The sequence below is a fragment of the Pseudomonas sp. GW821-FHT10C09 genome, assembly GCF_059415465.1.
The window spans coordinates 195721-211452 of record NZ_JBWKNG010000012.1 but is presented as its reverse complement, the minus strand read 5'-3'; the positions used below and the strand labels follow the sequence as shown (position 1 = coordinate 211452).

General features: G+C 62.5%; 4 protein-coding genes and 2 pseudogenes. 4 read left to right on the top strand and 2 right to left on the bottom strand.

The window, feature by feature from the left end:
* Positions 1-3: 3 nt before the first annotated feature.
* Positions 4-393, bottom strand: a complete 390-nt coding sequence (locus AC07N8_RS14760; RefSeq protein WP_493144282.1) for a hypothetical protein — start codon at positions 391-393, stop codon at positions 4-6.
* Positions 394-799: 406 nt separating this feature from the next.
* The gene (locus AC07N8_RS14755) at positions 800-2638 is read right to left on the bottom strand and encodes a glycoside hydrolase family 15 protein (RefSeq protein ID WP_493144280.1); all 1839 of its coding nucleotides are present in this window, start codon (positions 2636-2638) and stop codon (positions 800-802) included.
* Between the two features lie 245 nt (positions 2639-2883).
* On the opposite strand from AC07N8_RS14755, the gene AC07N8_RS14750 reads away from it, so the two are divergent.
* The 4 genes and pseudogenes from AC07N8_RS14750 to AC07N8_RS14735 all read left to right on the top strand — a co-directional run.
* Positions 2884-4056, top strand: a complete 1173-nt coding sequence (locus tag AC07N8_RS14750; RefSeq protein ID WP_483843487.1) for an MFS transporter — start codon at positions 2884-2886, stop codon at positions 4054-4056.
* An 84-nt stretch (positions 4057-4140) separates the two neighbouring features.
* Positions 4141-4875 carry a thioesterase II family protein gene (locus AC07N8_RS14745; RefSeq protein ID WP_493144278.1) on the top strand — a complete coding sequence of 245 codons (735 nt, stop codon included), beginning with the start codon at positions 4141-4143 and terminating at the stop codon, positions 4873-4875.
* Positions 4876-5126: 251 nt separating this feature from the next.
* A pseudogene (locus tag AC07N8_RS14740) lies at positions 5127-14189 on the top strand (amino acid adenylation domain-containing protein); the annotation flags it as partial.
* Positions 14190-14198: 9 nt separating this feature from the next.
* Positions 14199-15731: pseudogene (locus tag AC07N8_RS14735) on the top strand (amino acid adenylation domain-containing protein); the annotation flags it as partial.
* Position 15732 lies beyond the last annotated feature (1 nt).

Genomic DNA, 15732 nt, shown 5'->3' with positions numbered 1-15732 from the left:
TCCCTACGCTTCCACTTCCGCCACCTGATTAAAGTACTTCGACCGATCCGGCGTAAACGTCACCACCATTCCGGTCCGGGTGCATTCCAACGCCCGCTCTTCAGCCAAATCAACATCCAGATCCTCCCCGCGCAAGCCCTGCCACTGGGCGAGATACTTGAGAGATCCGTATTTTTCGAGTTTTTTCAGGCTGCGACTGACGCCACCCTTCCACCCCAGAACCGGTAGCTCTCCGGCAAGGCTGCGTTGGGCGAGGTTGGGGAAGCGGGTGGCGCGTTGGCGGCCGATTTCCCAGCATTTGATCAGGCCTTTGTCCGGGCCTTCCCACAGTTCGTCGCGGTTCAGGCCGGACCGAAGGGGAGAGTCGATGCTGCGGTGGATGCGCTGGCTCATTCAGGTTCCTTGAATTCGGGTTTTGTTGGACAGCTCCGCTGTACCCGTTGTTGCTGGATGTTAGGGGGGGATGTAACGACTGGCAACAAGGTATTTCAGGCTGTAGGAATGGGGTGTGCTGGGGTTAAACGGGAATGTTTGTTTAATTTTTGTAGGAGGTCGGGCCTAAGTGCCCACAAATGCTCGCTAGCGTTGGATTGGTATGGCTTGGGAGTGTGTTTAAGCCTGTTGTGAGTAAGCTTTGTTCCTACAAGCGGCAGCGCAAAACGGGAAAATTCTGACGGACCTTGTCGGCAAGTGGTGTTGTGGCTGGTGGCCTCTTCGCGAGCAGGCTCGCTCCCACAGGGGATTACCGTTTGCCCCCCCCTGTGGGAGCGAGCCTGCTCGCGAAGGCGCCGCCTCAGTCTCAAGGCTGCCAAAAACTCTTCTCCCCACTCAATTTCCGATCCAGAAAACTTGCCGCGCTGATCAACGCCAGGTGCGTCAGCGCTTGCGGCGTATTCCCCAGATGCCGCGCATGACTGTCCAGTTCTTCGGCATACAGCCCCAGCGGATTGGCATATCTGAGCAACTGTTCAAACTCCAGATGAGCCTTTTCCACCTGACCGGCCCGCGCCAGGCATTCGACGTACCAGAACGAGCACGCGGCGAACGCGCCTTCGGTGCCGTCGAGGCCGTCGATGCGGGTGTCGTCGTTGCGATAGCGGTAGACCATGCCATCGCGCACCAGGGTTTTTTCGATGGCTTGAAGGGTGGCGAGCCAGCGCGGGTCCTTGGCGCTGACGAACCGTACCAGCGGCATCAGCAACATCGAACCGTCGAGGGCGGTGCCGCCGATGTGCTGGACGAAATGCCCGCGTTCTTCGTTCCAGAAATTTTCCCAGATGTCGGCGTAGATAGCCTGGCGCATCTGGTCCCAGCGGGCGAACGGGGCGGGCAGTGAACGTTTCGAGGCGAGGCGAATGGCGCGGTCCAGTGCGACCCAGCACATCAGTCGCGAGTGCAGGAAGTGGTGTTGCTCGCCACGCATTTCCCAGATGCCGACGTCTGCCTGCTGCCAGGTTTCGCACACCTGATCGACCACTTCCACGGTGTGTTTCCAGCCCTCATGGGAAATGGCCTCGCCATACTTGTTGACCAGGTAGATCGCATCCATCAGCTCGCCAAAGATGTCGAGCTGGACCTGATCGTAGGCACCGTTACCGATGCGCACCGGCGTCGCGCCGCCATGGCCGGACAGGTGCGACAGTTCGATTTCCGGCAGTTCCTGGCGACCGTCCATGGCGTAGAGAATGTTGAGTTTCATTGACTTGCCATGACAGTCGCTGACCCGCCCGCGCAGCCAGCGCATGTATTCGTTGGCTTCCTGGACGAACCCCAGGCGCATGAACGCATAGACGGTAAACGACGCGTCGCGGATCCAGGTATAGCGATAATCCCAATTGCGTTCGCCGCCCGGCGTTTCCGGGAGGCCGAACGTGGCGGCGGCGAGTATCGCGCCGTGTTTGCGCGAGGTCAGCAGCTTCAGGGCGAGGGCCGAGCGGTTGACCATTTCCCGCCAGCGACCGCGGTAGTTGGACTGACCGATCCAGTCGCGCCAGAACTTCAGCGTCCGCTCCAGGCACAGATCGGCGGCACCTTCCTTGAAGCGCGGGTCGTCGAGCCCACCGAGCAGGAACTGTGCACTCTCATCTTGCTTCAGGGTGAATTCGGCGACCGCTGCATCGCCATCAACGCGCACAACCTGATTCGAAGACAGGCGCATGGACGGTTGATCGGCAGCCTCGAACACCACGTCTTTTTTATCCATCCGCGCGCGGGTCTTGGCGCGGGCGTAGTCATGACGCACGGCGCAACGCATGTGAAACGTCGCTTCGCCGCTGACTACCCGGACCCTGCGTATCAACAGCGGCAGATCGTCCTCGGTGTCGCCGATGGGCAGCAGGTCGGTGACTTCGACCACCGCGCGATCACTCAGCCAACGGGTTTGCAGCACGTTGGTGTCCGGCAGGTAAATCTGCTCACGGCGGGCGTCGGGCAAGTCCGGCGCCAACTGGAAGATACCGGCCTCGGGCGTATCCAGCAGCGAGCAGAAAATCGATGGGCTGTCGAATTCCGGCCAGCAGAAAAAGTCCACGCTGCCCTTGTCATTGACCAGTGCCGCGCTGCGCATGTCGCCGATGATGCCGTGGGCGTCGATGGCGCTTTGTCGTTCGTGAAGTAGCGGGTTGAGGGAAATCGCCATGAAGGTTAGCGCCTTGCGGTGAGGGCCTAACTAGCTGACTGGTTTTAAGGGGCTGGAGTTCATTTGCGGGATGATGGTGATTGTTCTGGCCCCTTCGCGAGCAGGCTCGCTCCCACAGTAGATCGCGGTCCACTGTGGGAGCGAGCCTGCTCGCGAAGGGACCTTCACATTGAACCAACAATTGGGAGCTTTCCCCTCAATCAGCCTTATGGCAATTTGCAGTCCCTTGTCGAGACCCGCACCCCATGGCCAATCCTTACCGCGATCTGTTCAAAGCCCCCGGCAGCCGAGCCTTCGTGCTGGCCGGCATGATCGCGCGCATGCCGATTTCCATGACCGGCATCGGCCTGATCACCATGCTCTCGCAACTGCAGGGTGGCTACGGACTGGCCGGTGCCGTGGCCGCGACCTTTGCCCTGGCCACAGCTTTTTGCGCGCCGCAGGTCTCACGATTGGTCGACCGCTACGGGCAACGCCGGATCTTGCCGATCTCAGCGTTGATCGGCGGCGGGGCGTTGTTGCTGGTGTTGCTGTGCACCCGTTTGCAGGCGCCGCACTGGACGCTGTTTGTGTTCGCCGCGCTGGCCGGGTGCATGCCGAGCATGTCGGCGATGGTGCGGGCACGGTGGACCGAGGTCTATCGCGGTCAGCCCGAACTGCAAACCGCCTATGCCCTGGAATCGGTGCTGGACGAAGTCTGCTTTATCGTCGGGCCGCCATTGTCGGTGGGCTTGTGCGTGGTGGCGTTCCCCGAGGCCGGGCCGCTCGCGGCGTTGTTGATGCTGGCGATCGGTGTGACGACGTTCGTCCTGCAACGCGACACTGAACCGGCCATTCATCCCCATGAAGAACATCATCAAGGCTCGATCATCCGTTCGGTGGAGATTCAATTGTTGATGCTGTTGATGGTCGCCATGGGCACCATTGTTGGCGTGGTCGATGTGGTCAGCGTGGCCTTCGCCCAGCAGCAGGGCCAACCGGCGGCGGCGAGCATTGTGTTGTCGGTGTATGCGATTGGTTCATGCATGGCCGGGCTGGCGTTCGGGGCCTTGCGCTCGAAGGTACCGTTGCCGCGTTTGTTCTTGTACGGCGGGGTGGCGACGGCGGTGACGACGCTGCCGTTGTTGCTGGCGAGCAACATTCTCGGGCTGTCGCTGGCGGTGTTCGTGGCCGGGCTGTTTTTTGCGCCGACCTTGATTGTCGCGATGGCCTTGGTGGAACGCATCGTGCCACCGGCCAAGTTGACGGAAGGCCTGACCTGGCTGGTCACCGGGTTGAGTATTGGCGTGGCGATTGGCGCGGCGAGTTCGGGGTGGCTGGTGGATGCGTTCGGTGCGCGCAGCGGGTTTTGGGTGGCGATAGCGGCAGGCCTGGTGGTCCTCGTTTCCGCCGTCCAAAGCTATCGCCACTTGAAATAAAGCCCCCTACAGGGGCTTGTGTTCGACTAATTCTGCGCGGCGCTCATCCGTTCTCTTGATAGACAACTTTTCGAGGTAAGCCCGGTGACCCAGCTGACATTGCTGTGCCTGCCCTATTCAGGCGCGAGCGCCATGGTTTACAGCCGCTGGCGGCGCAAACTGCCGGAGTGGCTAAAGCTGCAACCGGTGGAACTGCCCGGCCGTGGCGCACGGTTCGGCGAGCCGTTGCACACCGACATGCGGCGCCTGGCGCTGCAACTCGCGCAGGAACACATCGCCACGCTCAAATTTCCTTACGCGATTTTCGGCCATAGCCTGGGCGCCTTGCTCGCCTGTGAAATGGCCCATGCGTTGCGTTCGCTAGGCTGTCCGGAACCGGTGGCACTGTTCGCTTCAGGCACCGCCGCGCCGACGATGCGTGCTGATTACGATCGCGGTTTTGCCGAACCGAAAACCGATGCCGAGCTGATCGAGCAACTGCGCACGCTCAACGGCACCAGCGAAGAAGTGTTGGCCAACGACGAGCTGATGAGCCTGACGCTGCCGGTATTGCGCGCGGACTTCCTGTTGTGCGGACGCTTCGAACCGCAGCAGCGCCCCTTGCTCAAATGCCCGGTGCACGTACTTGGCGGCAAGGAAGATCGCGCCACCACCGAACAATTGATCGGCTGGCGCAAGGAAACCCACGGCAGTTTTTCCGTGGACATGCTCGGCGGTGGTCACTTCTTCATTCATGAGCATGAGGCCAAGGTGCTGCGGGTGATCAAGGACCAGCTCGACATCCACCATCGCCGGCATGCCATGGCCGCCAGCGCCTGACACAAAAAACTGTGGGGCCCTTGTGGGAGCGAGCCTGCTCGCGAAGGCAGCGGCACATTCAAAATGGATGTGACTGACAGACCGCTTTCGCGAGCAGGCTCGCTCCCACCGTTTGATTTTCGCCAACCTGATACTCCGCGTTTTACCTCCTTCCTGATACTTGTTCTCATTTGTTAATTTTTCCGGTGTGCATTCGTTTTATAGGGACGACGTGCCTTTGTGCTTCCCGCCACTGATCCGGATGCTTAGAAATGAATGCTGAAGACTCCTTGAAACTTGCTCGCCGGTTTATCGGGTTGCCCCTGGAAAAGCGCCAGATGTTCCTTGCGGCCTTGCACAAGGAGGGCGTTGATTTCGCCCGTTTTCCCATCCCGGCCGACGTCGAGGCCGCGGATCGCCAAGCGTTATCCTATGCCCAGCAACGCATGTGGTTTCTCTGGCAACTGGACCCGCACAGCGGCGCGTACAACCTGCCGGGCGCGGTGCGCCTGACCGGGTGGCTGAGCCTGCCCGCGCTGGAGCAAGCATTCGCCAGCCTCGTTGAACGTCACGAAACCCTGCGCACGGTGTTCCAGCGCCAGGCCGACGACAGCTTGCTGCAAGTGCCGGCCAGCGCGTCGCTGGTGATCGATCATGTGGACTTCAGCGCGCTTGCGGTCACGGAGCGCGAATTGGCCGTTGCGCATGCGGCCGAACAGCAATCGGTGCTGCCGTTCGATCTGTCAGTCGGCCCGTTGCTGCGCGTCACCTTGCTCAAACTCGCCGATCAGGAACACGTGCTGCTGCTGACCCTGCACCACATCGTGTCCGACGGCTGGTCGATGAACGTGCTGATCGACGAATTCATCCGCTGCTACGACGCGTTCGATGCGGGCACACAGCCGCAACTCGCGCCATTGCCGATCCAGTACAGCGACTACGCCCTGTGGCAGCGCCGCTGGCTGGAAGCGGGCGAGCAGGCGCGCCAACTCGATTACTGGCAAACACAGTTGGGCAACGAGCACCCAGTGCTGGAATTGCCCGCCGACCACCCGCGCCCGGCCATGCCGAGCTATCGCGGCACTCGTTATGAATTTGCCGTCGACGCGCAACTGGCCGAACGACTGCGCGCCACCGCGCAGAAACACAACATCACCCTGTTCATGCTGTTGCTCGGCACCTTCAACGCGCTGCTGCATCGCTACACCGGACAGACCGACATCCGCGTCGGCGTGCCGATTGCCAACCGCAATCGCGCCGAGATCGAAGGCCTGATCGGCTTCTTCGTCAACACCCAGGTGCTGCGCACGCAACTCGACGGCCAGACCCGCGTCGACGACTTGCTGCGGGCCATCAAGGAAACCGCTCTCGGTGCCCAGGCCCATCAGGACTTGCCGTTCGAGCGTCTGGTCGAAGCGCTGAAACTGGAACGCAGCCTCAGCCACACGCCGCTGTTCCAGGTGATGTACAACCATCAGCCGCATGTCGCAGACATTGCCACGGCCAGCACGGCGTCCGGCCTCGCGCTGGGCGTGATCGAGTGGGAAGGGCGCACCACACAGTTCGATCTGACCCTCGACACTTACGAAAAGGCCGGCAAGCTGCATGCGGCGCTGACGTACGCCAACGACCTGTTCGACGCCGACACCATCACGCGCATGGCGCAACACTGGACCCGTCTGCTGCAAGGCATGGTCGGCGATCCGACGCAGCGCATCAGCGATTTGCCGCTGCTGGAAAGCGCGGAATACCAGCGCATCGTGCATGACTGGAATCACGCTGACGAAAGCTTCCCGCAAGACCTGTGCATTCATGAACTGATCAGCCAGCAAGTCGCCGCCAATCCGAATGCATGGGCGGTGACCTTCGGCACACAGCAGCTGACTTACGCCCAACTCGACACCCAGGCCAATCGCCTGGCGCACAAACTGATCGAATTGGGCGTCGGCCCGGAAGTCCGCGTCGGCGTAGCGATGCAGCGTTCGGAAAACCTGTTGGTGGCGTTGCTGGCGGTACTCAAGGCCGGCGGCGCCTACGTGCCGCTGGACCCGGATTACCCGGCCGAACGCGTGGCCTACATGCTCGAAGACAGCCGCGCCTTGGTGTTGCTGACGGAGCAATCGGTCGCCGCGACATTGACCGTCACAGCCGATACGCAAGTATTGCTGCTGGACGCCACGACATGGGCCGAGTACCCGGAAAACGAGCCTGAAACGGGCGTCACGCCGGACAATCTCGCCTATGTAATCTACACCTCCGGTTCCACCGGCAAGCCAAAAGGCGTGGCCATCGCCCATCGCAACGTGCTGGCGCTGATCGACTGGTCGGCATCGGTCTTCAGCCGCGAAGACATTCAAGGCGTGCTGGCCTCGACCTCGGTGTGCTTCGACCTGTCGGTGTGGGAGCTATTCGTGACCCTGGCCAACGGCGGTTCGGTGATCATCGCCCGTAATGCCCTGGAACTGCCGCACCTGCCGGCGCGGGATCAGGTGCGCCTGATCAACACCGTACCGTCGGCGATCAATGCGTTGCAGCGCGACGGACAGATTCCGCCGAGTGTGCGCATCATCAACCTCGCCGGTGAGCCGCTGAAGCAGAGCCTGGTGGACGCGCTGTATCAGCAACCGACCGTCGAGCACGTCTACGACCTGTACGGCCCGTCAGAAGACACCACGTATTCGACCTGGACCCGACGCGAGGCCGGTGGTCGCGCGAACATCGGTCGTGCGCTAAAGCACACCGCCAGCTATTTGCTGGATGCCGAACTGCAACCGGTGCCGCAAGGCGTCGCTGCCGAGCTGTACCTGAGCGGCGCAGGGATCACCCGTGGTTACCTCGCGCGGCCGGGCATGACCGCTGAAAAGTATGTGCCGAACCCGTTCGCCAGCAACGGCGAGCGCCTGTACCGCAGCGGTGACCTGACCCGCTATCAGGCCGATGGCACGCTGCAATACGTCGGGCGCATCGACCATCAGGTCAAGGTCCGCGGCTTTCGCATCGAACTCGGTGAAATCGAAGCGCGGCTGTTGCAGCAGGACGCCGTGCGCGAACTGGCGGTGTTGGCGCAGGACGGGGTCAACGGCCAGCAATTGGTGGCCTATATCGTGCCGAACGATCCCGCGTTGCTGGGCGACACCGACGTTCAAGCGACTCAGCGTGAAACGTTGAAAGCCGCGCTGCGCCAGCATCTGCCGGATTACATGGTCCCGGCGTTCTTGCTGTTCCTCGATCATCTGCCGCTGACCCCCAACGGCAAACTCGACCGCAAGGCCTTGCCGGCGGTTGATGGTTCACAGCAGCAACGCGAACACGTCGCGCCACGTAGCGCACTGGAAAAATCCCTCGCCGCAGTCTGGCAGGACGTGCTGGCTGTCGACAACGTCGGTCTGGAAGACAACTTTTTCGAACTGGGCGGCGATTCCATCGTGTCCATGCAAGTGGTCAGTCGCGCGCGCCAGGCCGGAATCGTGTTGAGCCCCAAGGACCTGTTCCAGCACCAGACCATCCGCAGCCTCGCTCAAGCGGCCCGCAGCGGCGAACAGGTGTTGATCGACCAAGGCCCGGCCATCGGTGCGGTGGCGTTGGCGCCGATGCAACAATGGTTTTTCGAACAGGTAATCCCCGAGCGTCAGCACTGGAACCAGTCACTGCTGCTGGTGCCTCGCGAGGTGTTGAATACTGAAGTGCTGGACCGTGCCCTTGAGCAATTGCGGACCCTCCACGACAGCTTGCGCCTGCGCTACGAGCAGACCGCTGATGGCTGGCAGCAAACCTACGCCGCGCCGACCACGGAGTCGGTGCTGTGGCAGCGTCAGGCGCACTCCGTCGACGAACTCAACGCTCTATGTGACGAAGCCCAACGCAGCCTCGATCTGCAAACTGGGCCGCTGATGCGCGCACTGCTGGTCGCTATGGCCGACGGTACTCAACGCCTGTTGCTGGTGATTCATCACCTGGTGGTGGACGGTGTTTCCTGGCGTGTGTTGCTGGACGATCTCCAGAAGTTCTACAGCGGTGGCAAGGTGTCGTTGGTGAAAACCAGCAGCTACCAGCGCTGGGTCGCTCGTCTGCAAGATCACCTCCCAGCGTTTGAAACCAGCAAAGAGTATTGGCTGGCCCAATTGAACAACGCCCCGACTGATCTGCCCTGCGACCGCCCGAACGGCGCGCTGGAAAACCGTTTCGAACACAAAATCGAGCTCAAGCTCAACGCCGAACACACCCGTAAACTGCTGCAACACGCCCCGGCGGCCTATCGCACCCAGGTCAACGACCTGCTGCTGACCGCACTGGCGCGCGCGGTTTGCCGCTGGAGCGGGCAGGGCAGCGCGCTGATTCAGCTGGAAGGGCATGGCCGCGAAGACCTGTTCGACGACATCGACCTGACCCGCACCGTGGGTTGGTTCACCAGCCTGTTCCCGGTCAATCTGGTGCCGTCGAGCGATCTCGGCACATCGATCAAAGCCATCAAGGAACACCTGCGCAGCGTGCCGGACAAGGGCCTCGGCTACGGCGCATTGCGTTACCTCGGCGGCCCGACGATGAGCGCCGAACTCGCCGCGTTGCCGCAACCGCGCATCACCTTCAACTACCTGGGGCAGTTCGACCGCCAGTTCGACGATGGCGCGCTGTTCGTGCCGTCCACCGAAGGTAACGGCGTGGCGCAGGATCCGTCGGCACCGCTGGGCAACTGGCTGACAGTCGAAGGGCAGGTCTACGGCGGCGAGTTGTCGCTGAGTTGGGGTTTCAGCCGCGAGATGTTTGACACCGCGACCATCCAGGGTCTGGCGGACGACTACGCGCAGGAGCTCAAGGCGCTGATCGATCACTGCTGCGCCGTTGAAGTGCCGCAAGCCACGCCGTCGGACTTCCCGCTGGCGCGCATCAGCCAGACGCAACTCGACGCGTTGCCGGTCGCAACCCTTGAAGACCTGTATCCGCTGTCACCGATGCAACAGGGCATGCTGTTCCACACGCTCTACGAACCGCACGTCGGCGCCTACATCAGTCAGTTGCGCCTGGACATTCAAGGCCTCGATCCGCAGCGTTTTGCCCACGCCTGGCAGACCGCACTGCAACGCCACGACATCCTGCGCAGCAGCTTCCACTGGCAAGGCCTCGACATCGCGCATCAGGCGATTGTACGTCAGGTTGCGTTGCCGCTCGAGGTACTGGAAGCGACCGACACCGATACGCTGGCCGATGCCGAGCGCGCCCAGGGTTTCGAATTGGGTCGCGCGCCGCTGTTCCGTTTGAAGCTGGTCCGCACCGATACTGACGTCTGGCACCTGATCTACACCAGCCACCACATTTTGATGGACGGCTGGAGCAACGCGCAGTTGCTGGCCGAAGTGATCCAGCATTACGTCAGCGGGCAATCGCTGCCGGTACCGAGCGGGCAATACCGCGATTATCTGGGCTGGTTGCAGCAGCAATCCGCCGTCGCTGGCGAGCAATTCTGGAAAGCCGCGCTGGCGCCGCTGCAAGCCCCCACCTTGCTCGCCGAAGCCTTGCGTCCGCCCGTGGGCACCGAGGGCAGCGAAGCCTATCGAGTGGCCCTCGACAGCCGCGCCACCCAGCGTCTGGCCGATTTCGCCCGGCAACAGAAAGTCACCCTCAACACCGTGCTGCAAGCGGCGTGGAGCCTGTTGCTGCATCGCTACACCGGTCAGGATTGCGTGGTCTTCGGCGCCACCGTTGCGGGTCGTTCGGCGCCATTGCCGGGGATCGAGGAACAGCTCGGGTTGTTCATCAACACGTTGCCACTGGTCTGCGCGATGAAGCCTGAGCAAACCGTCAGCCAATGGCTGGGCGAGCTGCAAGGGCTGAACCTGGCCATGCGCGAGTTCGAGCATGTGCCGCTTTACCACATTCAGGGCTGGGCAGGGCAGCAGGGTTCGGCGCTGTTCGACAGCCTGCTGGTGTTCGAAAACTTCCCGGTCGCCGAAGCGCTGAAGCAGGGCGCGCCGGCCGGGTTGTCGTTCGGCAACCTGCACAACCACGAGCGCACGCACTATCCACTGACCCTCGGCATCGAACTGGGCGAAGGTCTGAACCTGGACTTCAGCTACGACGCGGCACGGTTCAGTGCGGCGCAGGTCGTTGAGTTGTCGGCCAATCTGCAGCATCTGCTGATGCAATTGATGGCGTTGCCGGACGCGGCATTGGGTGCGCTGGAATTGCTCGATGTCGAGGGTAAAAATGCGCTGCTTGCGCTCAGCCAGCCGGCCCCGGTTCAGTTATCCACAACCTTGTTAGTCCACGAACAAATCGCCGCTCAGGCTGCCGCTACGCCGAATGCCCTGGCATTGCAGGTTGACGGCCAATCCCTGAGCTACGTCCAGCTGAACACTCAGGCCAATCGCCTGGCCCATCGCCTGATTGAAAACGGTGCCGGTCCCGGCAAGCGTGTCGGGCTGGCGCTGCACCGTGGGCCGCAACTGATCGTCAGCCTGCTGGCGGTGCTGAAAAGCGGCGCGGCGTATGTGCCGCTGGACCCGAGCTACCCGGCCGAACGCCTGGCCTACATGATCGACGACAGCCGCCTCGACGTGCTGCTGTGCGAATCCGGACTGCTGGAAAATGTGCAAGGCGTGCGCCGTCTCAGCCTCGACGACAACGCCGGTTTTCCTGAACACGATCCGCAAAACCACGCGGGTGCCGAAGATCTGGCCTACGTCATCTACACCTCCGGCTCCACCGGCCAGCCCAAAGGCGTGGCCATCGCCCACGCCGCGTTGCGCGAATTCTGCCAATCCGCCGCTGACTATTCGGTGCTGTCGGCGGCGGACCGCGTGTTGCAGTTCGCGACCTTCAGTTTCGACGGCTTCGTCGAGCAGTGTTTCCCGGCGTTGTGCGTCGGCGCGGCGTTGATCATGCGTGGTGATGCGTTGTGGGATGCCGGGCGACTGGCGTCTGAAATCGTCGAGCAAGGCGTGACCGTGGCGGACCTGCCGGCGGCTTACTGGTACCTGCTGGCCCGCGACTGCGCGAGCGGTGTGGTGCGCGATCTCGGTGATTTGCGTCAGGTTCACGTTGGCGGCGAAGCGATGTCGGTCGAAGGTTTGCGCTTGTGGCATCAGGCTGGATTGAGCCACGTGCGACTGCTCAACACCTACGGCCCGACCGAAGCGACGGTGGTGTCCAGCGTGCATGAATGCCGTCTCGACGATGCCAGCGATGCGTTTGGCATCCCGATTGGTCGCGCCATCGCCGGCCGTGCGTTGTATGTGCTGGACGCCTCCGGTCAATTGCTGCCCAACGGCGGCGTTGGCGAGCTGTGCATCGGTGCACCGGCCTGCCTCGCGCAAAGCTACTTCGATCGTCCGGCGCTGACCGCCGAACGCTTCCTGCCGGACCCGTTCGCCCGTGAGCCGGGTGCGCGGCTGTACCGCAGCGGCGACCTGGCGCGCTACAACACAGACGGCCGTCTGGAATACGTCGGCCGTATCGACCACCAAGTGAAAATCCGCGGTTTCCGCATTGAAATGGGTGAGATCGAAGCCTGCCTGCAAGCCCGCGAGGACGTGCGTGAAGCGGCGGTCATCGCTCAGGACGGGACGCAACTGGTGGCGTATGTCGTGGCCAGCGACGCGCTGGTTTCTGAAACTGATTATCTGGAAAGCCTCAAGGCTGTTCTGCGTCAGTCGTTGCCGGAATACATGGTGCCAAGTCACCTGATCCTGTTGGCGAGATTGCCGCTCAACAACAACGGCAAACTGGATCGCCGGGCCTTGCCGCGTATTGAGGCCAGCGACGTACAACGTGATTTTGTAGCCCCGGCCCAAGGGCTGGAAACGCAACTGGCGCTGATCTGGCAGGACGTGTTGCAGGTCGAGCGAGTAGGGCGTAACGACAACTTCTTTGAACTGGGCGGTCACTCGTTACTGGTGCTTCAGGTGATCTCGCGGGTGCGTCAGCAATTGCACCTCGAACTGTCGGTGAGCAGCCTGTTCTCGGCGGCGAATCTGGCGGAATTTGCCGAGCGTGCGGCGCTGGCGAACGTCAGCGGCCAACCGATTCTGCAACCTGCGCCTGTCGATCAACCGCCGATGCTGTCGTACGCCCAGCAACGCCAGTGGATTCTTTGGCAGCTGGACCCGCACAGCCCGGCCTACAACATTCCTGCTGCGTTGCGCCTCAAGGGCTCGCTCAACCTCAATGGCCTGTGCGAGGCCTTCGCGCAATTGCAGGCCCGACACCAAACCCTGCGCACGACGTTCGAACAGGATGGCCAGCAGGCGCGTCCGGTGTTGCATGACACGCTGGCGCTGCAACTGGAACAGCGCACGCTCGATCAATCATCCGTCGACAGCGCGGTGGCGGATGAAATCGCCCGGCCGTTCGACCTGCGCAGCGGCCCGCTGTGGCGCGTCTTGCTGCTGCAAATAAACACCGACGAACACGTGCTGGTACTGACCGTGCACCACATCGCCGCCGATGGCTGGTCGATGCAGGTCATGGTTGATGAGTTCAGCGCGTTGTATCAGGCGGCCGTCGACGGTCGCGCTGCCGGTCTGGCCAGCCTGCCGGTGAACTACAGCGACTACGCCCGTTGGCAGCGCGACTGGCTGGAAGCCGGCGAGGGCGCACGGCAACTGGCATGGTGGCGTGAGCAACTGGCTGGCAGCCAGACACCATTGGAGTTGCCGAGTGAACTGACCCGTCCGGCCCGTCGCTCTGAGCGCGGCGCGAGCCTGATGCTGAACGTTGATCGCGAGTTGCTGGCCGGTTTGCGCCAACGCGCCCAAGAGCAGCAAGTGACCTTGTTTATGCTGTTGCTGGCGAGTTTCCAGACCTTGCTGCATCGCCAGAGCGGGCAGTCGAGCATCAGCGTCGGCGTGCCGAGCGCCGGGCGTTCGCGCCTCGAAACCGAAGGCCTGATCGGCTTCTTCATCAATACTCAGGTGCTGCGCACACAGGTCGACGGGCAGCAGCCGTTCAGTGCGTTGCTGCAGCAGGTCAAGCAAATCGCACTGGACGCCCAAGCCCATCAGGACGTGCCGTTCGAGCAATTGGTCGACGCCTTGCAGCCGGATCGCAGCCTCAATCACAGCCCGTTGTTCCAGGTGCTCTACAACCATCAGCAGCAAATGGGCGCGAGCGTCGAGCGCAGCGTGGCCGACTTGCAGGTTGAACGTCTGCACTGGCAGCAGCAGACCACCCAGTTTGATCTGGTACTCGACACCCAGGAACAGGGCGAAGCGCTCGATGCCAGCCTGACTTACGCCACGGACCTGTACGACGAGGCGTCGATGCAGCGCTTCGCCGAACAGTGGCTGAACCTGCTGCGTGCGGTGGTCAACGATCCACAGCAACGCGTCGCCGAACTGCCACTTCTGCATGTGCCGCAATCCGACGCGTTGATCCAGCACTGGAACCCGGCATTCGCGGCGCAACCCTCGTCGCCAACCTTGCACCAGTTGTTCGAAGCTCAAGCCGCGCAACAGCCGAACGCCATCGCACTGGTCTGCGAAGGTGAGCAACTGACTTACGCCGCGCTCAACGCCCAGGCCAATCGACTGGCGCGCACACTGCAAGAGCAGGGCGTCGGGCCGGAAGTGCGGGTCGGCATCGCCACTGAGCGGGCGATGCCGCTGGTGGTCGGCTTGCTGGCGATTCTCAAGGCCGGCGGCGCCTACGTGCCGCTTGATCCGCACTATCCGGCCGAGCGCCTGAGCAACATGATCGAAGACAGCGGCATCACGCTGCTGTTGACCCAACAACACCTGATCGATGGCTTGCCCTCCCGCGAGGGCGTGCAGGTGCTGAACCTGGAGTCGTTGCAACTGGACGCCTTCCGCGACGACGACCTGCCGGCACTGGCGACCCCGGACAACCTCGCGTACGTGATCTACACCTCCGGTTCTACCGGGCGACCGAAAGGCGCATTGCTCAGCCATGCCAACGTCGGGCGCCTGCTGAGCGCCACCGCCGCCGAGTTCAACTTCGGCCCGCACGATGTCTGGACGCTGTTCCATTCCTACGCCTTCGACTTCTCGGTGTGGGAGCTGTTTGGCTCGCTGTGCACCGGCGGGCGTCTGGTGATCGTGCCGCATGACATCAGCCGCGAACCGCAAGCGTTCCACCGCTTGCTCTGCGATGAAGGCGTGACGGTGCTGAACCAGACCCCGAGCGCGTTCCGTCAACTGTTGCCGATTGCCTGCGCCAGCCCGCGCAGCATGGCCCTGCGTCAGGTGATTTTCGGCGGCGAAGCCCTCGACGTCGCGAGCCTGCGTCCCTGGTTCGAACGTTTTGGCGACCAACAACCCACCCTGGTCAACATGTACGGCATCACCGAAACCACGGTGCACGTGACCTACCGCGCGATTCGTCTGGCCGACCTGGATGGCAAGGCGCAAAGCCCGATTGGCTTGCCGATCCGCGACCTGCGCTGGTACTTGCTCGACAGCCAGTTGCAGCCGGTGCCGGTGGGTGTCGCGGGTGAGTTGTATATCGCTGGCGCCGGACTGGCGCGCGGTTATCACGGGCGTTTCGGCCTGACCGCCGAGCGTTTTGTGCCGAGCCCGTTCGACGCTTCGCAACGCCTTTATCGCAGCGGCGACCTGGCGCGCCAGCGCGCCGACGGCAGCATCGATTACCTCGGCCGCATCGACCAGCAAGTGAAGATTCGCGGTTTCCGCATCGAACTCGGCGAAATCGAAACCGCGTTGCTGGCCCAACCGGGCGTGCGCCAAGCGGTGTTAAACGTGCACAACGGCGACGGCGGACCGCAGCTGTGCGCCTACGTCGTGGCCGAGCATACCCCTTACGACTCGATCGCCTGGCGCGATCAACTGCGTGCCGCGCTCAAGGTCGATCTGCCGGACTACATGGTGCCTAGCCATTGGTTGCTGCTCGACGCCTTGCCACTGACCG

Excerpts from the sequence above, each read along its gene's own strand:
- AC07N8_RS14760 (WP_493144282.1), bottom strand. The coding sequence starts at position 393 with ATGAGCCAGCGCATCCACCGCAGCATCGACTCTCCCCTTCGGTCCGGC.
- AC07N8_RS14755 (WP_493144280.1), bottom strand. The coding sequence starts at position 2,638 with ATGGCGATTTCCCTCAACCCGCTACTTCACGAACGACAAAGCGCCATC.
- AC07N8_RS14750 (WP_483843487.1), top strand. The coding sequence starts at position 2,884 with ATGGCCAATCCTTACCGCGATCTGTTCAAAGCCCCCGGCAGCCGAGCC.